Raw genomic sequence first — 21363 nt, forward strand, 5'->3', positions numbered from 1 at the left:
GGACTGCGTGACGGAATCGCCGTTGGTGCGCGGCCGACCGTCGGCGGAGGGCTCTGGAGAAAGTGTTCGCCCTGCCTGGGAGACTGCTCCCGTGCTGTTGCGGATGTCGACCCTGTTCCTGCGGACCCTTCGGGACGACCCGGCCGACGCCGAGGTCGCCAGCCACCGCCTGCTCGCGCGGGCCGGCTACATCCGGCGGGCCGCCCCCGGCGGGTTCACCTGGCTGCCGCTGGGCTTCCGCGTGTTCCGCAACGTCGAGCGCATCGTCCGCGAGGAGATGGACGCGATGGGCGCACAGGAGGTGCACTTCCCCTCGCTGCTGCCCAGGGAGCCCTACGAGGCCACCGGCCGCTGGACCGAGTACGGCGACAACCTCTTCCGGCTCAAGGACCGCCGCGGCGTGGACCACCTGCTCGGCCCCACGCACGAGGAGATGTTCACGCTCCTGGTGAAGGACCTGTACTCGTCGTACAAGGACCTGCCGCTCTCGCTCTACCAGATCCAGACGAAGTTCCGGGACGAGGCGCGGCCCCGGGCCGGATTGCTGCGCGGCCGCGAGTTCACGATGAAGGACAGCTACTCCTTCGACGTCGACGACGCCGGGCTGGACCAGTCCTACGCCGCGCACCGCGACGCCTACATCAAGATCTTCGACCGGCTCGGCCTGGAGTACGCCATCGTCTCGGCGATGTCAGGTGCCATGGGCGGCTCCAGGAGCGAGGAGTTCCTGCACCCGACCGAGATCGGCGAGGACACCTTCGTCCGCTCGGCCGGCGGCTACGCGGCCAACGTCGAGGCGGTCACCACCGTCGTCCCCGACGAGATCCCGCTCGAGGGCCTGCCCGAGGCACACGTCGAGGACACCCCCGACACCCCGACCATCGAGACGCTCGTCGCCGTCGCCCAGCAGATGTTCCCCGACGCCGGCTACACCGCGGCCTCGACGCTCAAGAATGTCGTCGTCACGCTGGTGCACCCCGACGGCACCCGCGAGCCGCTGGTCATCGGCATCCCCGGCAACCGGGACGTCGACGCCAAGCGGCTGGAGGCGCAGGTCGCCCCGGCCGAGGTCGAGCCGTTCACCGAGTTCGACGCGCACCCGGCGCTGGTCAAGGGCTACATCGGCCCGCAGGTGCTCGGTAGCGAGAGCGAGTCGAAGATCCGCTACCTGGTCGACCCGCGGGTCGTCCGCGGCACCCGCTGGATCACCGGCGCCAACGCGCCCGGCGAGCACGTGTTCGACCTGGTGGCCGGGCGTGACTTCACCTGGGACGGCGTCATCGAGGCCGCCGAGGTACTGGCCGGCGACCCCGCGCCCGACGGCTCCGGCCCGCTGGAGCTCGCCCGGGGCGTGGAGATGGGCCACATCTTCCAGCTGGGCCGCAAGTACGCCGAGGCGCTGGACCTCAAGGTGCTCGACGAGAACGGCAAGCTCGTCACCGTCACCATGGGCTCCTACGGCATCGGCGTCTCCCGCGCGGTGGCCGCGATCGCCGAGTCCACCCACGACGAGCTCGGGCTGGTCTGGCCGCGCGAGGTCGCCCCGGCCGACGTGCACGTCGTCGCCACCGGGAAGGACGCAGCCATCTTCGAGACCGCCGAGTCCCTCGCCGCCGAGCTGGTCGCCGCCGGCCTCACCGTGCTCTACGACGACCGGCCGAAGGTGAGCCCCGGCGTGAAGTTCAAGGACGCCGAGCTGCTCGGGATGCCGACGATCGTCACCGTGGGGCGCGGCCTGGCCGAGGGCGTCCTGGAGCTGCGCGACCGCGCTACGGGCGAGCGCGAGGAGATCCCCGTGGCCGACGCCGCATCCCGCGTGCTGGCCGCCGTCCGCGTCTGACCGCCCCCTGAGCCCGAGGAACCTGATCATGGAGCGTCCTCCCTCACGGTGCACGGTGAGGGAGGACGCGCCGCGGTGGGGGAGGACGGCGACCGGCGGCTGCGGTCGGGGTGGTCGCCGGGGCCGACCCGGCTGCGTGCCCGCCCCGTCCGGCCGTCTGGCATCATGGTCGGTCGAACACGGCGTCGGCGGCCCTCTCACCGGTGACGTGCGTGTCCCTGGCTCCGCCCCGGCGTACCCCCACACGTCGCCCGGCGAGCACCCGAAACGCGTTCGAGGAGAACACCACACACCGTGGCCACCAAGATCAAGCTCATGCGCCTGGGCAAGATGCGCGCCCCGTACTACCGCATCGTCGTCGCCGACGCCCGCACCAAGCGGGACGGCCGCTCGATCGAGACGATCGGCAAGTACCACCCGAAGGAGGACCCCTCCTTCATCGAGGTCGACAGCGAGCGGGCGCAGTACTGGCTGGGTGTCGGCGCGCAGCCGACCGAGGCCGTCGCCGCCATCTTCCGCGTGACCGGTGACTGGCAGAAGTTCAAGGGCGAGGCCGCGCCGCCGCCCATGAGGGTCGCCGCCCCGAAGCCGGACAAGAAGGCCCTCTACGAGGAGGCCGTCCGCGCGGGCATGGGCGAGGAGCCGGCTGCCGGCGCCACCACCCCGAAGAAGAAGGCCGCCCCCAAGGCCGAGGCTCCCAAGGCGGACGCCGCCGAGGCTTCCGCGGCCGAGGCTGCTCCGGCCGAGACGCCGGCCGGGTAAGACGTGCTCGAAGAAGCGCTCGAGCACCTGGTCAGGGGCATCGTCGACAACCCCGACGACGTCACCGTCGACCTGCTCACCAACCGCCGCGGCAAGACCCTCGAGGTCCGCGTCCACCCGGACGACCTCGGCAAGGTCATCGGCCGCGGTGGGCGCACCGCCAAGGCGCTGCGCCAGGTGATGACCGGGGTCGGCGGACGAGGCCTGCGGGTCGACGTCGTCGACACCGACGGGCGCTGAGCACCCGCTCCTTTGAGCACCCAGAACGAACCCACCGACACCGTGGTGGTCGGCCGCATCGGCCGGCCCCACGGTGTCCGTGGTCTGGCCACCGTCGAGGTGCGCACCGACGACCCCGAGGGGCGCTTCGCCCCCGGGGCGGTGCTGCTGACCGATCCCGCCGAACGCGGCCCGCTGACCGTCGTCGACCGGCGGTGGCACAGCGGAACCCTGCTGCTCCAGCTCGCCGCGCCGGACGGTGCCGTCTACGACGTCCGCGAGGCCGTCGACGAGCTGCGCAACACCCTGCTGCTGGTCCGGGTCGCCGACCTCCCCGAACTCGACGACCCCGAGTCCTACTACGACCACCAGCTCGTCGGCCTGGCCGCCCGACTCCCCGACGGCACGGCGCTCGGCGAGGTCACCGCCGTCCGCCACGAGGCACAGGAGCTGCTGGTCGTCCGCCGCGCGGAGGGCGGGGACGCGCTGATCCCGTTCGTGACGGCGATCGTGCCGACCGTCGACGTCGCCGGTGGCTTCGTCGTCGTCGACCCGCCCGAGGGGTTGCTCGACCTGTGAGCGAACAGGGGCGTGAGCATCGCAGCGAGGAACGAGCGAGGAGCGGAGCGGCCCGCGGTAGCGAACCGGAGGCGCAGAGCTTCCGGATCGACGTCGTCACGATCTTCCCGGAGTACCTTGCGCCGCTGCGCCAGTCGCTGCTGGGCAAGGCCATCGAGCGGGGCCTGGTCGCCGTCGGCGTGCACGACCTGCGCCAGTGGACGGACGACGTGCACCGCACCGTCGACGACGCCCCCTACGGCGGCGGCCCCGGCATGGTCATGAAGCCCGAGCCGTGGGGGCGTGCGCTCGACGCCGTCCGCCCACCCGGCACCCGGCTGGTGGTCCCGACCCCCGCGGGCCGGCCGTTCACCCACGCGATGGCGGTGGAGTGGGCGTCCGAGCCCGGGCTGGTGTTCGCCTGCGGCCGCTACGAGGGCATCGACCAACGGGTCGCCGACTGGGCGGCCGGCGCCGGACCGGTCTCGGAGGTCTCCATCGGCGACTACGTGCTCGCCGGCGGGGAGTCCGCCGTGCTGGTGATGACCGAGGCCGTCACCCGGCTCATCCCCGGCGTGCTGGGCAACCGCGAGTCCGCCGAGCTCGACTCGCACGCCGACGGGCTGCTCGAGGGCCCCTCGTACACGCGGCCGGCCAACTGGCGGGGCCACGAGGTGCCGCCGGTGCTGCTGTCGGGCGACCACGCGGCGATCGACCGCTGGCGGCGCGCCGAATCGCTGCGCCGCACCGCCGCCCGCCGTCCCGACCTGCTGGCCGCCCTCCCTGAGGGCTCGCTCACCGACGCGGAGCGGGCGGCGCCGGCCGGTGGGTGAGCGGCCGGTCCAGCGGACGACGGCTCGCGTCGCCGTCCTCGACCCGGACGGCCGGGTGCTGCTGCTCGGCGCCCGCCTGCCCGATCCCTCCGTGCCGCCCGGCGAGGTGCTGTTCTGGTACACGCCCGGCGGGGGAGTGGAGGACGGCGAGACGCTGCGCGCGGCCGCCGTCCGGGAGCTGGCCGAGGAGATCGGGCTGCACGTAGAGGTCGCCGCGCTCGAGGGTCCCGTGTGGCTGCGCAGGCACGTCGGGCCGTTCGGCGAGCAGGTGTTCGACACCCGCGAGACGTTCTTCGTGCTGCGCGACGTCGTCCACGACGTGGTCCCCGGCGCGCTGACCGAGCTGGAGCTGCTCGCCGACGAGCCGCACCGGTGGTGGTCGACGGGCGAGCTGGCGGCGGGCCGGGCTTTCGTCCCGGCCGATCTCCCGGCGCTGGTGGCGGAGCTGCGGGCGGGACCGTGGACGGGGCCGCCGCGCATCGTCGCCTGACGATGTGGCACAGTAGAGAGTCGCTGCTGACCGACGGCCGGGCTGTCGGGAGCTCCGCACCGGAGCCGCAGCTCCCCGGAACGGACAGCCGGGGCGTTCCGCTGTCCGAACCGAGAACGAGCCACCTGAGACTGAGGACTGCCGAGATGAACACCCTGGACGCACTCGACGCCGACTCGTTGCGCGACGACATCCCCTCGTTCCGCCCGGGTGACACCGTCAAGGTGCACGTCCGCGTCATCGAGGGCAACCGCTCGCGCATCCAGGTCTTCCAGGGCGTCGTCATCCGCCGTCAGGGCGGGGGCATCCGCGAGACCTTCACCGTGCGCAAGGTCAGCTTCGGTGTCGGGGTCGAGCGCACCTTCCCGGTGCACACCCCGGTCGTCGAGAAGATCGAGGTGCTGACCCGCGGTGACGTGCGCCGCGCCAAGCTGTACTACCTCCGCGAGCTGCGCGGCAAGGCCGCCAAGATCAAGGAGAAGCGCGAGACCGTCGCGCGCTGACCTCTCCGCGAGGACACGCCTGAAGCCGGCCCGACCGGCTGGAACTCGGCGGGTCTCCCGCGCCGTACGCTGGCTCCTGATGAGCAGCGACCGGCCCGGGGGGCCCGCCGACGTCGTCCCGGGCGAACCCGACGAACCCGACGACACCACGGGAGCCGCGCCGGCGGCCGACGCCGGCCGGCGGCGCCGGAAGGACGACGCGAAGAAGGGCTCGCTGCTGCGCGAGCTGCCCGTCCTGCTGCTGATCGCCTTCGTGCTCGCCCTCGTCGTCAAGACGTTCTTCGTGCAGGCGTTCTTCATCCCGTCCGGCTCGATGGAGCAGACCCTGCACGGCTGCACCGGGTGCACCGGTGACCGGGTGCTGGTCAACAAGGTGCCTTACTGGTTCGGCGAGCCCGAGCCCGGCGACATCGTCGTCTTCCGCGGCCCCGACACCTGGACGCCGGAGATCACGGTCGAGGAGCCGGGCAACTGGTTCACCGGCGCGCTGCTGTGGTTGGGCCGCACGATCGGCGTCGCACCGCCGAGCGAGGACGACTTCGTCAAGCGCGTCATCGCCACCGAGGGCCAGACCGTGCAGTGCTGCGACGTCGAGGGCCGGATCACCGTCGACGGCGAACCGCTCGAGGAGCCCTACATCTTCGAGGACACGCCCATCGAGACCCGGCCGTTCGGCCCGGTGACGGTGCCCGAGGGGCGGCTGTGGGTGATGGGTGACCACCGGTCGGCGTCGGCGGACTCCCGCTCGCACGTGGGCGACCAGTACGCGGGCACCATCGGCGTCGACGACGTCATCGGCAAGGCCGCGGTCATCGTCTGGCCGCTGGACCGGTTCGGGCTGCTGAGTTCACCGGACATCCAGGGCGTCGAGGCGAGCGGGGCCGTGCCGCTGGTCGCTCCCGCGGGTGCGGTGAGCCCGGTCGGTGCGGTGGCGGTGCTGCCCTACGCGGTCGGGTTGGCCGGCGCGGTGCCGATCACCGCCTGGCGCCGACGCCGGCGGTCGCGGGAGGTCCTGCCCTCGCGGTGATGGTCGAGCCGTTACCGGAGTGATCCGGACGTGCGCCACCAATGGTGCGGAAAAGTGCGGAAAGAATTGCTGGAAAAGCATTCAAGCAACCGATTCACCCTTCCGATGGAGTGATTGCACGTTCCCGGAAGTGAAACGGAGTCAGTTGTGTCTGCACCCATGGCGAGCACCGCGCGCGGCATCACCCGCGTGCTCCTCCTCGCCGACGCGCCCGTCCTGCGCCGGGGGCTGGTGAGCATGATCAACGAGACCGCCGGTATGCAGGCGGTCGGCACCCCCGGCGAGCTGCGGCGTGCCCTCACGCTGGTCGAGACCGCCCGCCCCGACGCCGTCGTGGTGGAGCTGGGCTCCGGCCGGGCGGCCACGCTGAACGCCTGCCGCGACCTGCGGCGCCGCTTCCCCCGGGTCGCGATCGTCGCGCTGGCCACCTCGGAGGACCCGGCCGTAGTCAACGAGGCCCTGGCCGCCGGCATCCGCGGCTACCTCATGATCAACACGTCCCCGACGCTGCTCGGCTGGGCGATCCTGGCGGCCCGCGCCGGGCGCACCGTCGTCGACCCGCAGATCCGCCGGGTCGAGCCCTCCGCGGTGCCCGCGGCCAAGCCGTTCACCCCCGAGGTGCCGCTGACCCGCCGCGAGCAGGACGTCCTCGACGAGCTGCTCCAGGGCCAGTCGAACCGGCAGATCGGCCACAACCTCTTCATCAGCGAGGACACCGTCAAGTCCCACGTCAAGGCCATCCTGCGCAAGCTGGGTGCCCGCGACCGGGCGCACGCGGTCTCCCTGGTCCTGTCCAACCGCACCCCCGGCTGCAGCTGCGGCGTGCACCCGGCGCCGGCCGGGTCGCCCGAGGCGACCGCCGACCTCTGACCCGATCCTCCTTCGGCTCCGCAGGCCGGCTCCCGTCCCGGGAGCCGGCCTGCGGGGCGTCCGGGGGGCGGTCGTGCTGTCACCGCGCCGTCGTACTGTCGTGCGGCGATGGCCGCTCGTCCCACCTCCACCCGTTCCACGCCGGCGCTCCGCGTCCGGCGCACCCTCGCCGACGACCGGCCCGACGCGCTCTGGGACATGGAGCGCGCGCTGCGCCGGCGGGGGTTCGAGGCGATCGCCGGAGCCGACGAAGCCGGGCGCGGTGCCTGCGCCGGCCCGCTGGTCGCCGCGGCTTGCATCCTCCCCGCCGGACGCCGCGGCCGGGTGCCGGGGCTGGCCGACTCCAAGCTGCTGACCGCGGCCGCCCGGGAGCGCGCGTACGACGAGATCGTCGACCGGGCGGTGGCGTGGTCGGTCGTCGTCCTGCCCGTGGAGGACCTCGACGTCCGGGGCATGCACGTCACGAACATCGAGGCGCTGCGCCGCGCGGTCTGCACGCTCGACCCCGGCCCGGACTACGTGCTGACCGACGGCTTCCCCGTGCCCGGGCTCGCCCGCCCGGGCCTGGCCGTGTGGAAGGGTGACCGGGTGGCCGCCTGCGTCGCCGCCGCCTCGGTGCTGGCCAAGGTGACGCGCGACCGCATCATGCGCGAGCTGCACGAACGCTGGCCGGAGTACGACTTCGCGGGGCACAAGGGCTACATCACCGACGTGCACACCGCCGCACTGGAGCGCCACGGCCCCTGCCCCGCGCACCGGATGCGCTTCGTGAACGTCCGGAGCGCCCGCGATGCGCACGCCGCGCGGACCACCCACCTGACCTGTTCCGGCCGCATGGTCGATGATGGGCCCATGCGCCCTGCGTCCCGAGCCCTGACGAGCACCGAGGACCGATGAGCACCGAGGACCTCGAGAAGTACGAGACCGAGATGGAGCTGCAGCTCTATCGCGAGTACCGGGACATCGTCCGGCAGTTCACCTACGTGGTGGAGACCGAGCGCCGGTTCTACCTGGCCAACTCCGTGGACCTGCAGGTGCGCGAGGCCGGGGGAGAGGTCTTTTTCGAGCTGAAGCTCTCCGACGCCTGGGTGTGGGACATGTACCGGCCCGCCCGCTTCGTGCGCAACGTGCGGGTGCTGACGTTCAAGGACGTCAACGTCGAGGAGCTCGACAAGCCCGACCTCGAGCTGCCGGACGGGCCCCGGCTGCCGTAGCCGTCCACACCCCCCGGCGCCGTCCACAGATCGCCACCGGGGCTGGGCCGGCCGGATCTGCGGCGGCACGGTCGGGGGGTGCCTCCCACCACCGAACTCGGCGCCCGCGGTGAACGCATCGCCGTCGCCTATTTGACCGACGCCGGCCTGCGCGTCCTCGACCGCAACTGGCGCTGCCGCGAGGGCGAGCTCGACCTCGTCGCGCGGGACGGCGACGCCCTCGTCTTCTGCGAGGTGAAGACGCGGCGGGGAACCGGCTACGGCCATCCCGTGGAGGCGGTCACGCCCGCCAAGCGGCGGCGGATCCGGGTGCTGGCGCAGCGCTGGCTGGCCGCGCACGACGACCACGCACCGGTGGTGCGCTTCGACGTGGTGGGCGTGCTCGTGCGCCCGGAGCGCCCGGCGGTCGTCACGCACCTGCGGGGGGCATTCTCGTGACGCTCGCCCGTACGTGGTCGGTGGGTCTCGCCGGGGTCCGCGGCGCCATGGTGGAGGTGGAGGTGGACATCGCCGCCGGGCTGCCCGGCGTGGCGCTCGTCGGGTTGCCCGACGCCGTGGTCCGCCAGTCGGTCGACCGGGTGCGCGCCGCGATCGCCAACGCCGGCGGCGAGTTCCCCGTCCGCCGCGTGACCATCGGGCTCTCGCCGGCGTCGATGCCCAAGCAGGGGAGCGGCTTCGACCTCGCCCTGGCCGCCGCCGTGCTGGCCGCCGCGGGAGCGGTGCCCGAGGCGGCCGTCGACCGGCTGGTGCTCCTGGGGGAGCTCGGGCTGGACGGCTCGGTGCGGGCGATCCGCGGCGTCCTGCCCGCGGTGCTCGCCGCGGCGCGGGCCGGGCACGACCAGGTCGTCGTCCCGGCGGCCAACGCGGCCGAGGCCGCCCTGGTCGACCGGGTCGAGGTGCTCGCCGTCGCGACCCTCACCCAGCTCGTCGCCCACCTGCGAGGTGTGGAACAGCTGACCGCGCACCTCCGAGGGGCGGAGCCGGCCCTCCCGCCGGTCCCCGAGCTCGGGGACGTCGTCGGGCAGGCCGCAGGCCGCCGGGCGGTGGAGATCGCCGCCGCTGGTGGGCACCACCTCTACCTCGCCGGACCGCCCGGGGCAGGGAAGACGATGCTCGCCGAGCGGCTCCCCGGACTGCTGCCGCCGCTGGACGAGGAGGCGGCGCTCGAGGTCACCGCCATCCACTCCGTCGCGGGCATCCTGCCGGCCGAGGCGCCGCTGGTCACCCGGCCGACCTTCGAGGCGCCGCACCACTCGGCGACCATGGCCGCGCTGATCGGCGGCGGGTCGGGTCAGATCCGGCCCGGCGCGCTCTGCCGGGCCCACCGCGGCGTGCTCTTCCTCGACGAGGCGCCGGAGTTCCCCCGGGCCGTGCTCGACACCCTCCGCCAGCCGCTGGAGCGGGGCCAGGTCACCATCCAGCGGGCCGCGGGTGCCGCAACGTTCCCGTGCCGGGCGCAGCTCGTGCTGGCCGCGAACCCCTGCCCGTGCGCGACCGCCGCGGGCGACACCGCCTGCACCTGCAGCCCGCTGGAGCGGCGGCGCTACCAGGCGCGGCTGTCCGGGCCGCTGTTGGACCGGGTGGACCTGCGGGTCGAGCTACCGCCGGTCACCCGGGCGGCCTGGCTCGACGGGCTCCCGGCCCCGGAGTCCACCGCCGTGGTCGCCGCCCGGGTGGCGCGGGCACGGGCGGTGGCGCGGGCTCGGCTGGCCGGCACCGGTCTCTCCCTCAACAGCGAGGTGCCGGGTCGCCTGCTGCGCGACCGGTTCGCCGTCCCGCGCGCGTCGCTCCGGCTGGCGGAGCGGGCGCTGGAACGCGGGTCGATCTCGGTGCGCGGGTTCGACCGGGTGGTGCGCGTGGCGTGGACCGTCGCCGACCTGGCCGGCCGGACCGTGCCGTGTGCCGACGACGTCGCCGAGGCCCTCGGCATGCGGCTGCAGCGGGCCGCGGCATGACCACTCTCGAGGAGGACCTGGAGGACGCCGCAGCGGCGCCGCGGGGGACCGGCGCTGTGCACCCGGGGGTGCGCCGGGCGCGGGCGTGGCTGAGCCGCGCGGTGGAACCGGGCACCGTCGATCTCTGGCGCTACGTCGAGGAGATCGGCCCCGTCGAGGCCGTGCTTCGGCTGCGGGCGGGGAGCGCGCCGGCCGGCATCCGGTCGCTGGTCGGTGCGCGGGTGGCGGAGGACGCCACCCTCCCCGACCTCCGCCGCGCCGAGGGCTGCGGCGCGCGGCTGGTGGTGCCCGAGGACGACGAGTGGCCCGCGTACCAGCTGCACGCGCTGACGGTCGCGGTCGCCGACGAGCCGCTCGTGCGGCGCGACCAGAGCAAGCGCACGCAGGCGCTGGTCCCGCCGATGGCGCTGTGGGTGCGGGGGCCGGCCCGTCTCGACGAGCTGACGGAGCGCTCGGTCGCCGTGGTGGGTGCCCGCGCGTCCAGCGCCTACGGCGAGCACGTGGCCGGGGAGCTGGGGCACCAGCTCGGCGAGCGGGGCTGGACCGTCGTCTCCGGGGGCGCCTTCGGCATCGACGGGGCCGCCCACCGCGGGGCGCTGGCAGCGGAGGCGCCGACCATCGCGGTGCTCGCCTGCGGCGTGGACCGCTCCTACCCGGCCGGCAACGGTGCCCTGTTCCACCGGATCGCGGAGGACGGCCTGCTGGTGAGCGAGTGGCCGCCCGGCTGCGCCCCGCTGCGGCACCGCTTCCTCGTCCGCAACCGCCTCATCGCGGCCCTGACGCGGGGGACGGTGGTCGTGGAGGCAGCTGCCCGGTCGGGCGCGCAGGCCACGGCCCACCGCGCGCAGAAGCTCGGCCGCCCGGTCATGGTGGTGCCGGGACCGGTGACCAGCGCGCTGTCCGTGGGCTGCCATGAGCTGCTGCGCGACGAGCACGTCGGCGCCGTCCTGGTGACGACCGCGGCCCAGGTCGTCGAGGCGGTCGGCCGCATCGGGGACGACCTCGCCCCGCCGGTCGAGCGCCCGGGCTCGCCCCGCGACGGGCTCTCCGACGTCGCCGCCCGCGTGCTCGACGCCTCCCCGGTGCGCATCGGCGTCAGCCCCGAGCGGCTCGCCAGGAGCGCGGGGTGCGACGTCCTGGACGTGCTGCGGGTGCTGCCCGCGCTGGAGCTGGCCGAGCTGGTCGAGTGGACCGGCACCGGCTGGCGGTTGGCCCCGCCGCCCAAGCCACCCGGCGCGGCGGCTTGACCGGCGGCCGGAGCCGACGGACGGTGCCCCCGTGGCCACCCCCAGCACCGACGAGGTCCGCGCCGGGCTGCCGCCCGCGCTGGCCGAGGCGCTGGCCGGCTACGAGGAGCACCTGACCGGGCAGCGGGACCTGTCGGCCAACACCGTTCGCAGCTACGTCGGCGACGTCGCGCGGCTGCTGGACCACCTGGCCCGGCGCAGCGGCACCCAGCCGCACGACCTCGACCTCGCCACCCTGCGCAGCTGGCTCGCCCAGGGCCGGACCCGCGGGCACAGCCGGTCGACGACCGCCCGGCACGCCTCGGCCGCGCGGTCGTTCACCGCCTGGCTGCGCCGGGCCGCACTCACGCCCGAGGACGTCGGTCAGCGCCTGGTGAGCCCCAAGACGCACCGCACCCTGCCCGACGTGCTGGCGCCCGAGCAGGCGCGGGCGCTGGTGGAGACGGCGGCGGGAGCCGAGGAGCCGGTGCGCCTCCGGGACGCGGTGGTGCTGGAGCTGCTCTACGCCAGCGGCATCCGGGTGAGCGAGCTCGTCGGCCTGGACGTCGACGACGTCGACAGGGGGCGACGGCTGCTGCGCGTCCTCGGCAAGGGGCGCAAGGAGCGCAGCGTGCCCTACGGCGTGCCCGCCGAACGGGCGCTGGAGGCGTGGCTGACCCGCGGGCGGCCGGCCCTGGCCCGCCCGGACTCGGGGCCCGCGCTGCTGCTGGGCCTGCGAGGTGGCCGGCTGGACGCCCGCGAGGCCCGCCGCACGGTGCACGCGGCGACGACCGGCGTCCCGGGTGCCCCGGACATCGGCCCGCACGGGTTGCGCCACTCCGCCGCCACGCACGTCCTCGAGGGCGGCGCGGACCTGCGTTCCGTACAGGAGCTGCTCGGCCACGCTAGCCTCGCGACGACACAGATCTACACGCACGTGACGGTCGAGCGGCTCCGTGCGGTCCACGCCCAGGCGCACCCCCGTGCCTGAGGCGCGCGACCGGGTGGCGGGACCTGCGGCGGCAGTCAGGACCACGCGGGACCACGGACGGTGCCCGCGCAGCACGACCGAGGAGCGCCACCGTGTCTGAGGCAACCATCCACCGCATCGGCGGGTCCGGTGAGGACGCCGATGCCCTGCTGGCCGACCTGTGGGCGCGGTACGTCGAGGGCCGCGACGCCGGCCTGCGCGACCGGTTGATCCTCCACTACGCGCCGCTGGTTAAGTACGTCGCCGGCCGGGTGGGCAGCGGTCTGCCCGCGCACGTCGAGCAGGCCGACCTCATCTCCTACGGCACCTTCGGGCTCATCGACGCCATCACCCGGTACGAGCCCACCCGTGAGGTGAAGTTCGAGAGCTACGCGATGGCACGGATCCGCGGCGCGATCATCGACGAGCTGCGCAACACCGACTGGATCCCGCGGTCGGTCCGCGTCAAGGCGCGCGCTTTCGAGCGCACCGTCGCGGAGCTGGAGAGCAAGCTGCACCGGACGCCGACCGACGAAGAGGTCGCCGACGCCATGGAGATGGACGTCGAGGACATCCGGAAGTTCCTGGGTCAGCTGTCGCTGGTCAACGTCGTCGCCCTCGACGAGCTGCTCACCGACGACGAGGGCGGTTCCCCGCGCCTCGGCGACACCCTGCAGGACCCCAGCGCGCTGGACCCGCAGGCCATGGCCGAGCACGGCGAGGCGCGGCAGCTGCTGGCCCGGGCCGTGGAGCAGCTGCCCGAGCGGGAGAAGGTCGTCGTCTCGCTCTACTACTTCGAGGGCCTCACGCTCGCCGACATCGGCCGCGTGCTCGGGGTGACCGAGAGCCGGATCTGCCAGCTGCACACCAAGGCGGTCCTGCACCTGCGCACCAAGCTCGCCGACATCGCCTGACGTCGCGCACCAGGCCTCGTCGGGGGTGGCCGGTCAGCCGCCGGTCGGCTGGTCGCCCGGGAGGGGGCCCAGCAGCGGCTGCGTGCCCGGGGGGTTGCGGTGCCCCTCCTGCCAGGGCAGCCGGCCGGCGGAGTCCGGCCAGATGAGCTGCAGGGCGTCCACGGTGCCGTGGAGCTCTTCGACCACGGCGAGACGTGCGGTGTCCTCGACGCGGAGGAAGACCACGGGGGAGTCCTCGTCGGTCAGCGCCGTCGTGGCGGTACCCGGCCCGAAGCGGGCACCGGCACGGACGGCCTCGCCGACCAGGTTCAGGTACTTCTCGGCGGCGGGGAAGGGGAGCCCCACCACGACGACCTCGGGGTGCTGCCACGCGGACAACCCCACCGTGTAGGAGTAGCGCGGCTCGCCCGGGGTGCCGCCACCGTGCAGCACCGCCCAGCCGAACTCGTCGATCACCCGGCGCAGGCCGCCCAGCACCTGGTCGGCGTCCTGCTCGCCCTCGACCGGCTCGGCCTCGACCGGCTCGGCCTCGACCGGCTCGGCCTCGACCGGCTCGGCCTCGACCGGCTCGGCCTCGACCGGCTCGGCCTCGACCGGCGCGGCCTCGGCCGGCCCGCCCTCGACCGGCTCCACGCCGGTCGTCCCGGCACCGGCCTGCTCGACACCGGTGGGCTCGCCGGAGCCCGGCTTCGCGGCTCGCTTGCGTCGGAATCGCACACCTGGACGGTAGCGCTGGGGTGCCGGGTCGCCCGGGATCCCCGCACGAACGGTGCGTACGGCCTGTTACCGGATGCCGACCCGGTGTGGTGCATCGTCGGCATCTCCGGCAAGGGGGAGCAGCCGCACCCGTGGGGGCCGGAGCAGCGTCATCGGGTCGAGGTAGACCTCGCCGCGGCGCGCTCCCCAGTGCAGGCAGGCGGCGACCGGGCACCCGCCGTGGCCGGGATCCAGCGCGCCCAGCGGATCGCCCCGGACCACGGTTCGGCCGGCGCCCACCGACGGCGTCACCGGTTCGTACGTCGTCCGCAACCCGCCGGGGTGGTCGACGCTGACCACCGGCCGCCCGGCGACCATCCCGGCGAAGACGACGACACCGTCGTCGGCCGCCAGCACCGGGGAGCCGGCGGCCGCCGCCAGGTCGACCCCGCGGTGCCCGGGCCCGTACCGGTGCGGAGGTGGCTCGAAGGGGCGGGTCACCACCGGCTCCCCGGGCAGCGGATCGCTCCAGGGCGGATCCGGCCGGGATGCCACGGCGGTGGTCGGCGCCGCCGTCGCAGGGACGACGCCGGCCAGCACCACCAGACCGAGGAGCAGGGCGGCGAGCGGACGGGCGCGGAGCGGCATCCCCTGATGCTCGTGGCGGGCCGCGTCCCGCGAGAGGGCCGGCCGGGAGGTGTGGACGCCCGCGCGGGCTGTGGACGGCCGGTGGCCTACCCGAGCGCGAGGACCGGGGCCACCACGCAGAGCGCCACGGCGTAGGCGACGCCGGCGCGGACCAGGATCGCGCGTGCGCCGGCGGGCGGCTCGGGCGGCGGCAGCAGATCCGGCCGGCCCGCGCGGAGAACCCGTTCCTCGCGGTGGCTCCGGTGCAGCAGGGTGGCGAACCAGCCGGCCGCCAGCGCCGCGAGCCCCACCCACGTGCAGGCGACGAACACCGGCACGGCATCGCGCACCACCGAGCCCGGGTCGTTGCGCCCTGGGGGCGCGGCGAGCAGCAGCATGGCCAGCGCCGGGCCGAGGGTCAGCCCTTTCAGCCACGCCGGATAGGAGCGGCCCCTGGCCAGCCGCCGCGCACCGGCCACGGCGACGAGCGCCGCGACCAGCGGGAGGGCCGCGGCACCCAGGACCTGATCGGCTCCGGTCGGCATCAGGCGCTCCAGGGCCCGTGCCAGCACGTCGAGATCGCTCAGCTCCCACGCCGTCACGCAGGCGGGCAGCAGGAAGGCGGCGACCAGCAACGAGAGCCGCTGGAGTTGCAGGGGGACCGCTGCCGCTGTGCCGGGTCCACCAGCGCATCCGTCACGGACGACTCCTCTTCTCGTCGGCCCGAGCGGCCGGTCCGGGAGGGGCAGCCTGCCACGCGGGCGGCCCGCCGACCGGCGGGACGGCGGCTGCCTGTGGACGCGTATGCTGTCCGGTGCGGCCCGTGCGAGCGGGTCGACTTCGCGCGTCCTCTTTCCCGCCGATCGGCGGGGCAGTCGCCACCTCGGTCCCGGCCCAGCCGGGTGAGTGGCGCCGCAGGACGCCAGGGCGGTGCACCACCCGGTGCCCGCGACAACCGGAATCCGCGCGGCCCCGGTCGCGCGCGGAAGCAGAGAGGCTGCGATATGGCAGTCGTCAGCATGAAGCAGCTGCTCGACAGCGGCGTCCACTTCGGGCACCAGACCCGTCGCTGGAACCCGAAGATGAAGCGCTTCATCTTCACCGAGCGCAACGGCATCTACATCATCGACCTGCAGCAGACGCTCGGGTACATCGACTCGGCCTACGAGTTCGTCAAGCAGACCGTGGCCCACGGCGGCTCGATCCTGTTCGTCGGCACGAAGCGCCAGGCGCAGGAGGTCGTCGCCGAGCAGGCGACCCGCGTCGGTATGCCCTACGTGAACCAGCGCTGGCTGGGCGGCATGCTCACCAACTTCCAGACCGTCCACAAGCGGCTCCAGCGCCTCAAGGAGCTCGAGGACATGGAGCAGACCGGCGTGCTGGTCAGCCTCTCCAAGAAGGAGCAGCTGGTCCTCAGCCGGGAGAAGGCCAAGCTCGAGCGCAGCCTCGGCGGTATCCGCGACATGCAGAAGGTGCCCAGCGCCATCTGGATCGTGGACACCAAGAAGGAGCACATCGCCGTCGGCGAGGCCCGCAAGCTCAACATCCCGGTCGTCGCGATCCTCGACACCAACTGCGACCCCGACGAGGTCGACTACAAGATCCCCGGCAACGACGACGCGATCCGCAGCATCACGGTGCTGACCCGCGTCATCGCCGACGCCGTCGCCGAGGGCCTCATGGCCCGGTCGGCCGCGCAGGCCAACGCCGGCCGCGAGGCCGGCGAGGAGGCCGTCGGCGCCGGCGAGCCGCTGGCCGACTGGGAGCGCGAGCTGCTGACCGGCGGCACCGCCGACGAGCAGGCCGCCGCCACGCCGCTGCCCGAGACCCCGGCCCAGCCGGCCGACGCCACCGCCGGCGAGGTCGCCCCGGTCGAGGGCGTGCCCGCCACCACCGGTGGCAAGGAGACCCCCGAGGTCTGATCGACAGCCCGCCGTCCCTGCCGCACGCGCGGCGGGGACGGCGCTGCCGCGGTTCCCGCATCTTCGACACACCCAGAGGAAGTGACATGGCTGAGTTCACCGCAGCCGACGTCAAGCGTCTCCGCGACGCCACCGGCGCCGGCATGATGGACTGCAAGAAGGCCCTGACCGAGGCCGACGGCGACTACGACAAGGCCGTCGAGCTGCTGCGCGTCAAGGGCGCCAAGGACGTCGGCAAGCGCCTGGAGCGCTCGACGACCAACGGCGTCGTCGTCAGCAAGGACGGCGCCCTGCTCGAGCTCGACTGCGAGACGGACTTCGTCGCCAAGAACGCCGACTTCGTCGCGCTGGCCGAGCGGCTGCTCGAGATCGGCCTGCAGAGCAAGCCGGCCGACGCCGAGGCGCTGCTGGCCACCGAGGACAACGGCCGGACCGTCGCCGCGCTGATCGAGGCCGAGTCGGCCCGCATCGGCGAGAAGCTGGTCCTCAGCCGGTTCGCCGCGTTCGAGGGCACCACCGCCACCTACCTGCACAAGCGCGCCACCGACCTGCCCCCGGCCATCGGTGTCGCGGTGCAGTACTCCGGTGGCAGCGAGGACGCCGCCCGCAGCCTGGCGATGCACATCGCCGCCGCCCGGCCGCGCTACCTCACCCGCGAGGAGGTCCCGGCCGAGGCGGTCGAGACCGAGCGCCGCGTCGCCGAGCAGACGGCCAAGGAGGAGGGCAAGCCCGAGCAGGCGATCTCCAAGATCGTCGAGGGTCGGGTCAACGCCTACTACAAGGACTTCGTCCTGCTCGAGCAGCCGTCGATCACCGAGCCCAAGCGCACGGTCAAGCAGATCGTCGACGAGGCCGGCCTGACCGTGGAGCGCTTCGCGCGCTTCGAGGTCGGCCAGGCCTGACGAAGGACCTCCCTGCCCCCCATCGCTCGCAGGCTCGCGACGGGGCCCTGCAGGGAGGCCGTTCCAGCACGTCGCCAGACGACCGGCCCCGTTCCCCTCGTGGGACGGGGCCGGTCGTCTGTCCGGCCGGCGTCCTCGCCCGGCAGGAGCGAGATCCGCCCATGCGGCAGGATCACCCCACCGGCAGCCCCATCGACACCACCCCAGGGATGAACCGTTGACCGACACCACCGCGCCGCTGTCCGCCCCCACCGCCTTCCAGCCCGCCGACGGGAGCGGTTACCAGCGCGTGCTGCTCAAGCTCTCCGGTGAGTCCTTCGGCGGCGGCAAGGTCGGTGTCGACGCCGACATCGTCAAGGGCATCGCGGAGCAGCTCGCGGAGGTCGTCGCGCGGGGCACGCAGGTCGCCGTCGTCATGGGTGGGGGCAACTTCTTCCGCGGGGCGGAGCTCTCCCAGGCCGGCATGGACCGCACGAAGGCCGACTACATGGGCATGCTCGGCACGGTCATGAACTGCCTGGCACTGCAGGACTTCTGCGAGAAGGCCGGCCTCGAGACGCGCGTGCAGTCCGCGATCACGATGGGCCAGGTCGCCGAGCCCTACATCCCGCGCAAGGCGATCCGGCACCTGGAGAAGGGCCGTCTGGTCATCTTCGGCGCCGGCGCCGGGATGCCGTACTTCTCCACCGACACCGTCGCCGCCCAGCGGGCCCTGGAGATCGAGTGCCAGGTGCTCCTCATGGGCAAGAACGGTGTCGACGGCGTCTACGACGACGACCCGCGCACCAACCCCGACGCCGTCATGTACGACGACCTGGACTACGCGACGGTGCTGGCCAAGCAGCTCAAGGTCGCGGATGCGACCGCGATCAGCCTCTGCATGGACAACCGGATGCCGATCGTGGTGTTCGACCTGCTGAGCGGCGGCAACATCGCCCGCGCCACCGCAGGTGAGAGGATCGGCACGCTGATCAGCCAGCCGGCCTGACGCCGGCCGCACGGATCGGGCACAGACGAGGACGCCGGCGGGACGAGAACCGCCGCAGGAGGGACAACCCGTGATCGACGACACCCTGCTCGACGCCGAGGAGCGGATGGACAAGGCTCTCTCGGTCGCGCGGGAGGACCTGGGCTCGGTCCGCACCGGCCGGGCCACGCCCTCGATGTTCAGCAAGATCATGGTCGACTACTACGGGGCCTACACCCCGGTGCCGCAGATGGCCTCGATCACCGTGCCCGAGGCGCGCATGGCGGTCATCAAGCCTTACGACATGAGCCAGCTGACGGCCATCGAGCGGGCCATCCGCGACAGCGACCTGGGCGTCAACCCCACCAACGACGGCCAGATCCTGCGGGTGATCTTCCCGCAGCTCACCGAGGAGCGCCGTCGCGACCTGGTGAAGCAGGCTCGCGCCAAGGGCGAGGACGCCAAGGTCGCGATCCGCAACATCCGCCGCCGAGCCAAGGAGGAGCTCGACCGCATCGCCAAGGACGGCGAGGCCGGCGAGGACGACGTGCGTCGCGCCGAGAAGGAGCTGGACGACCTCACCGCGCAGCACGTGACGCACGTCGACGAGGCGATGAAGAACAAGGAGACCGAGCTGCTCGAGGTCTGACCTCAGCTCGGCCGCCGCTCCCATGACACCTCCTCCCGCCGACCGCCCGGGCTCCCTCCGCCCGGGTGGTCAGCCGTTTCCGCGGGTGGGCGAGCCGGGACCGGGCGGGCGACGGCGGGGCGACGACACCGGGCCGGTCCCGGTCGCGGCCTCCCGCCCGCTGCCACCGCTCCCGTCGCGCCCGCCGGTCCCGGTCCCCGACGACCCCGAAGCCGCCGATGACGACGCCCCCACGGCGACGGCCATGCCGGTGCCCGAGGCGGTCGCGCAGCTGCCCACCACGGAGCAGCCGGTGAGCCGGGCCGGGCGCAACCTGCGCGCGGCCATCGGCGTCGGGGTCGGGCTGGTCGCGGTCATCCTGTTGTCGCTGTTCGTCTGGCGTCCGGCGTTCCTGGGCGTGCTGGTCGCGGCGATCCTCGTCGCCGTCGTCGAGCTCACGCGGGCGCTGGGCAAGGGCGGGTTCTCCGCACCGCTGGTCCCGCTGCTCGTCGGTGCCCTCGCCATGGAGGCGCTCGCGTGGACGCGCGGCCCCACCGGGCTGCTGACCGGCTTCTTCCTCACCGCGCTCGCCGTGCTGCTGTGGCGGCTGGCCGCCGGCCCGGTCGGCTACCGCGGGGACGCCGCCGCCGGTGTGCTCACCGCCCTCTACGTGCCGTTCCTGGCCGGCTTCGCCGTCCTGCTGCTGGTGCCCGACGACGGCGCCCTGAGGGTGCTCGCCTTCATCGCCACGGTCATCGCCAGCGACGTCGGCGGCTACGCGGCCGGCGTGCTCTTCGGCAAGCACGCGATGGCGCCCTCGATCAGCCCCAAGAAGTCCTGGGAGGGCATGGCCGGATCCGTGCTCGCCTGCATGCTGGTGGCCACGCCGGTCCTGGTCCTCGGCCTGGACGCGCCGTGGTGGGGCGGGCTGGTGTTCGGCGCCTCGCTCGCCGTCTCCGCGACCATCGGTGACCTCGCCGAGTCGCTCATCAAGCGCGACCTCGGCATCAAGGACATGGGCGACCTGCTCCCCGGTCACGGCGGGATCATGGACCGGCTGGACTCGCTGCTGCCGTCCGCGGCCGCGGCCTACCTGCTGCTGACGGTGCTCGCGCCGGTCTAGGCAGGCCGGTCGACCGACCAGGTCGACCCGAGCACGGTGAACCCCCGCCGGGCGTACCAGTGCCGCGGCCAGTCCTCGCCCGCGGCCTCCAGCACGACCAGGTCGCAGCCGGCGGCCGCGGCCAGCTCCAGCACGCGGGCGAGCACCGCGTCGCCGTACCCGCGCCCGCGGACGTCCGGATCGGTCATGACCGACTCCACCGCCGCGGTCGCGCCGTCCACCCGCAGCTGCGCCGCGGCCACCACGCGGCCGTGCTCGCGCACCACCACGTCGGTCACCGCGACCACCCGGTCGTTGAGCTGCTCGCGGCCGACCAGCTGCCGCACCACCGGCTCCAGCCGGTCGCCGAGGGAGGCGAGGTCGCGGCGCCAGCCCCGGCCCCACAGGTCCTGAACCTCCCGCTGGTCGACCACCTCGGCGCGGACGGTGGTCCCCGGCACGGGGAGCGCCGTGGGCCGGCCCATGAGGACGAGCTCCTCGGCGGTCCAGCCGCGGGTGGCGAGCCCGGCGGCCACGGTCCCGGCCCCCGGCCAGGTGAGGAGCGCGGCCAGGTGCGGCCAGCCGGCGTTGCCCCCGACCTCCTCGGCGGCGGTCTCGACGGCCGCGGCGGTCACCGGCCGGGTGAGGACCAGCCGGTTGTTGTCCCGCGAGTGCGGGAAGTCGGGGTCCAGCACGGCCACCCCGCCGGGGACGTCGCCCACCCCGACCGCACGCCGGACCGGTACGGACGTGTACAGGGCCACGGCGCGGGCGAGCGCGTCGCCGGGTGCGGGGAGCTCGATCGGCGTCGGTGGCCGGTAGGGGAGGACCGCCACGACCGACGACGTCGGCAGCGGGTCGTAGAGGTGAGGGAAGCGCGATCCCGCCGGGTCGTCGGGGTGCCCGGGTTCCCACCGCACCGGGTCGGGGAGCCGCGCGGGGTCGACGACGAGCAGCGCCAGGTCGCGGCGGCCGGGGAACAGCCGCTGCGCGGGGAGGTGCACCTGCCCGGGGGCGGAGAGGTGCACGAACCCCTCCGGCGCAGGGGTGATCGAGCCCGCGCTCAGCGCGGCCCGCCACGCGGCCGGCTCGACCAGGTGCAGGAGGACGTCGTCGGTCACCCTGCGATCCTCCCTGG

The 21363-nt window shown here is 74.0% G+C and carries 25 protein-coding genes; 21 read left to right on the forward strand and 4 right to left on the reverse strand.

The window, feature by feature from the left end:
• The first annotated feature begins 91 nt into the window (after positions 1 to 91).
• From BMW62_RS17755 to whiG, 16 genes are all read left to right on the forward strand, one after another.
• The gene (locus tag BMW62_RS17755; RefSeq protein WP_091933679.1) at positions 92 to 1840 is read left to right on the forward strand and encodes a proline--tRNA ligase; all 1749 of its coding nucleotides are present in this window, start codon (positions 92 to 94) and stop codon (positions 1838 to 1840) included.
• 294 nt (positions 1841 to 2134) lie between these two features.
• A complete protein-coding gene (gene rpsP, locus BMW62_RS17760) occupies positions 2135 to 2602 on the forward strand; it encodes a 30S ribosomal protein S16 (protein WP_091933682.1) in 468 nt (155 codons plus the stop codon).
• A gap of 3 nt (positions 2603 to 2605) precedes the next feature.
• Positions 2606 to 2842, forward strand: a complete 237-nt coding sequence (locus tag BMW62_RS17765; protein ID WP_091933685.1) for an RNA-binding protein — start codon at positions 2606 to 2608, stop codon at positions 2840 to 2842.
• Positions 2843 to 2854: 12 nt separating this feature from the next.
• Positions 2855 to 3400, forward strand: a complete 546-nt coding sequence (rimM, locus tag BMW62_RS17770) for a ribosome maturation factor RimM (protein WP_091933687.1) — start codon at positions 2855 to 2857, stop codon at positions 3398 to 3400.
• Positions 3397 to 4212: a tRNA (guanosine(37)-N1)-methyltransferase TrmD gene (gene trmD, locus BMW62_RS17775; RefSeq protein WP_244524131.1), complete on the forward strand. Its 816-nt coding sequence runs from the start codon at positions 3397 to 3399 to the stop codon at positions 4210 to 4212. The genes rimM and trmD overlap by 4 nt, the downstream gene beginning before the upstream one ends.
• Positions 4205 to 4702, forward strand: a complete 498-nt coding sequence (locus BMW62_RS17780) for an NUDIX hydrolase (protein ID WP_091933690.1) — start codon at positions 4205 to 4207, stop codon at positions 4700 to 4702. The genes trmD and BMW62_RS17780 overlap by 8 nt, the downstream gene beginning before the upstream one ends.
• 146 nt (positions 4703 to 4848) lie before the next feature.
• Positions 4849 to 5205 (forward strand): 50S ribosomal protein L19, encoded by a 357-nt coding sequence (rplS, locus tag BMW62_RS17785; protein WP_091933693.1) that lies wholly within the window; start codon positions 4849 to 4851, stop codon positions 5203 to 5205.
• 79 nt (positions 5206 to 5284) lie between these two features.
• Positions 5285 to 6232 carry a signal peptidase I gene (lepB, locus tag BMW62_RS17790; RefSeq protein WP_091933696.1) on the forward strand — a complete coding sequence of 316 codons (948 nt, stop codon included), beginning with the start codon at positions 5285 to 5287 and terminating at the stop codon, positions 6230 to 6232.
• A gap of 147 nt (positions 6233 to 6379) precedes the next feature.
• Complete coding sequence (locus BMW62_RS17795) at positions 6380 to 7102, forward strand: LuxR C-terminal-related transcriptional regulator (protein WP_170852453.1); 723 nt, start codon at positions 6380 to 6382, stop codon at positions 7100 to 7102.
• 108 nt (positions 7103 to 7210) lie between these two features.
• The gene (locus BMW62_RS17800) at positions 7211 to 7999 is read left to right on the forward strand and encodes a ribonuclease HII (protein WP_091933701.1); all 789 of its coding nucleotides are present in this window, start codon (positions 7211 to 7213) and stop codon (positions 7997 to 7999) included.
• On the forward strand, positions 7996 to 8316 hold the full coding sequence (locus BMW62_RS17805) for a DUF2469 domain-containing protein (protein ID WP_029432918.1): 321 nt from the start codon (positions 7996 to 7998) through the stop codon (positions 8314 to 8316). The genes BMW62_RS17800 and BMW62_RS17805 overlap by 4 nt, the downstream gene beginning before the upstream one ends.
• Positions 8317 to 8394: 78 nt before the next feature.
• Positions 8395 to 8754, forward strand: a complete 360-nt coding sequence (locus tag BMW62_RS17810; protein ID WP_091933703.1) for a YraN family protein — start codon at positions 8395 to 8397, stop codon at positions 8752 to 8754.
• Positions 8751 to 10271, forward strand: a complete 1521-nt coding sequence (locus BMW62_RS17815) for a YifB family Mg chelatase-like AAA ATPase (protein ID WP_091933705.1) — start codon at positions 8751 to 8753, stop codon at positions 10269 to 10271. Before BMW62_RS17810 ends, BMW62_RS17815 begins: the two co-directional genes overlap by 4 nt.
• Positions 10268 to 11518, forward strand: a complete 1251-nt coding sequence (dprA, locus tag BMW62_RS17820; RefSeq protein ID WP_091933707.1) for a DNA-processing protein DprA — start codon at positions 10268 to 10270, stop codon at positions 11516 to 11518. The genes BMW62_RS17815 and dprA overlap by 4 nt, the downstream gene beginning before the upstream one ends.
• A gap of 31 nt (positions 11519 to 11549) precedes the next feature.
• Positions 11550 to 12488: a tyrosine recombinase XerC gene (locus BMW62_RS17825; protein ID WP_170852454.1), complete on the forward strand. Its 939-nt coding sequence runs from the start codon at positions 11550 to 11552 to the stop codon at positions 12486 to 12488.
• Positions 12489 to 12580: 92 nt separating this feature from the next.
• A complete protein-coding gene (gene whiG / locus BMW62_RS17830) occupies positions 12581 to 13381 on the forward strand; it encodes an RNA polymerase sigma factor WhiG (RefSeq protein WP_091933709.1) in 801 nt (266 codons plus the stop codon).
• 33 nt (positions 13382 to 13414) lie between these two features.
• Here whiG and BMW62_RS17835 read toward each other — a convergent pair whose 3' ends face one another.
• The 3 genes from BMW62_RS17835 to BMW62_RS17845 form a co-directional block, all read right to left on the reverse strand.
• On the reverse strand, positions 13415 to 14098 hold the full coding sequence (locus BMW62_RS17835; protein WP_170852455.1) for a DUF4262 domain-containing protein: 684 nt from the start codon (positions 14096 to 14098) through the stop codon (positions 13415 to 13417).
• A gap of 66 nt (positions 14099 to 14164) precedes the next feature.
• Positions 14165 to 14725 (reverse strand): M23 family metallopeptidase, encoded by a 561-nt coding sequence (locus BMW62_RS17840; protein WP_091933713.1) that lies wholly within the window; start codon positions 14723 to 14725, stop codon positions 14165 to 14167.
• A gap of 86 nt (positions 14726 to 14811) precedes the next feature.
• Positions 14812 to 15339 carry a hypothetical protein gene (locus BMW62_RS17845; RefSeq protein WP_091933715.1) on the reverse strand — a complete coding sequence of 176 codons (528 nt, stop codon included), beginning with the start codon at positions 15337 to 15339 and terminating at the stop codon, positions 14812 to 14814.
• Positions 15340 to 15708: 369 nt separating this feature from the next.
• Here BMW62_RS17845 and rpsB point away from each other — a divergent pair, with 369 nt between their 5' ends.
• The 5 genes from rpsB (at position 15709) to BMW62_RS17870 (ending at position 20246) form a co-directional block, all read left to right on the forward strand.
• The gene (rpsB, locus tag BMW62_RS17850; protein ID WP_091933717.1) at positions 15709 to 16626 is read left to right on the forward strand and encodes a 30S ribosomal protein S2; all 918 of its coding nucleotides are present in this window, start codon (positions 15709 to 15711) and stop codon (positions 16624 to 16626) included.
• 86 nt (positions 16627 to 16712) lie between these two features.
• Positions 16713 to 17528, forward strand: coding sequence for a translation elongation factor Ts (tsf, locus tag BMW62_RS17855; protein ID WP_091933720.1), 816 nt, complete (start codon positions 16713 to 16715; stop codon positions 17526 to 17528).
• Between the two features lie 238 nt (positions 17529 to 17766).
• Positions 17767 to 18516: a UMP kinase gene (gene pyrH / locus BMW62_RS17860; RefSeq protein ID WP_091933809.1), complete on the forward strand. Its 750-nt coding sequence runs from the start codon at positions 17767 to 17769 to the stop codon at positions 18514 to 18516.
• Positions 18517 to 18586: 70 nt separating this feature from the next.
• Positions 18587 to 19144, forward strand: coding sequence for a ribosome recycling factor (gene frr / locus BMW62_RS17865; protein ID WP_091933723.1), 558 nt, complete (start codon positions 18587 to 18589; stop codon positions 19142 to 19144).
• 244 nt (positions 19145 to 19388) lie between these two features.
• Complete coding sequence (locus BMW62_RS17870; protein ID WP_244524132.1) at positions 19389 to 20246, forward strand: phosphatidate cytidylyltransferase; 858 nt, start codon at positions 19389 to 19391, stop codon at positions 20244 to 20246.
• Here the strand turns inward: BMW62_RS17870 and BMW62_RS17875 are convergent.
• Positions 20243 to 21346, reverse strand: coding sequence for a GNAT family N-acetyltransferase (locus tag BMW62_RS17875; RefSeq protein ID WP_091933727.1), 1104 nt, complete (start codon positions 21344 to 21346; stop codon positions 20243 to 20245). The two genes, BMW62_RS17870 and BMW62_RS17875, sit on opposite strands and share 4 nt — an antisense overlap.
• Positions 21347 to 21363 lie beyond the last annotated feature (17 nt).

Source organism: Blastococcus sp. DSM 46786, assembly GCF_900109665.1.
Taxonomy (GTDB): Bacteria; Actinomycetota; Actinomycetes; order Mycobacteriales; family Geodermatophilaceae; genus Blastococcus; species Blastococcus carthaginiensis.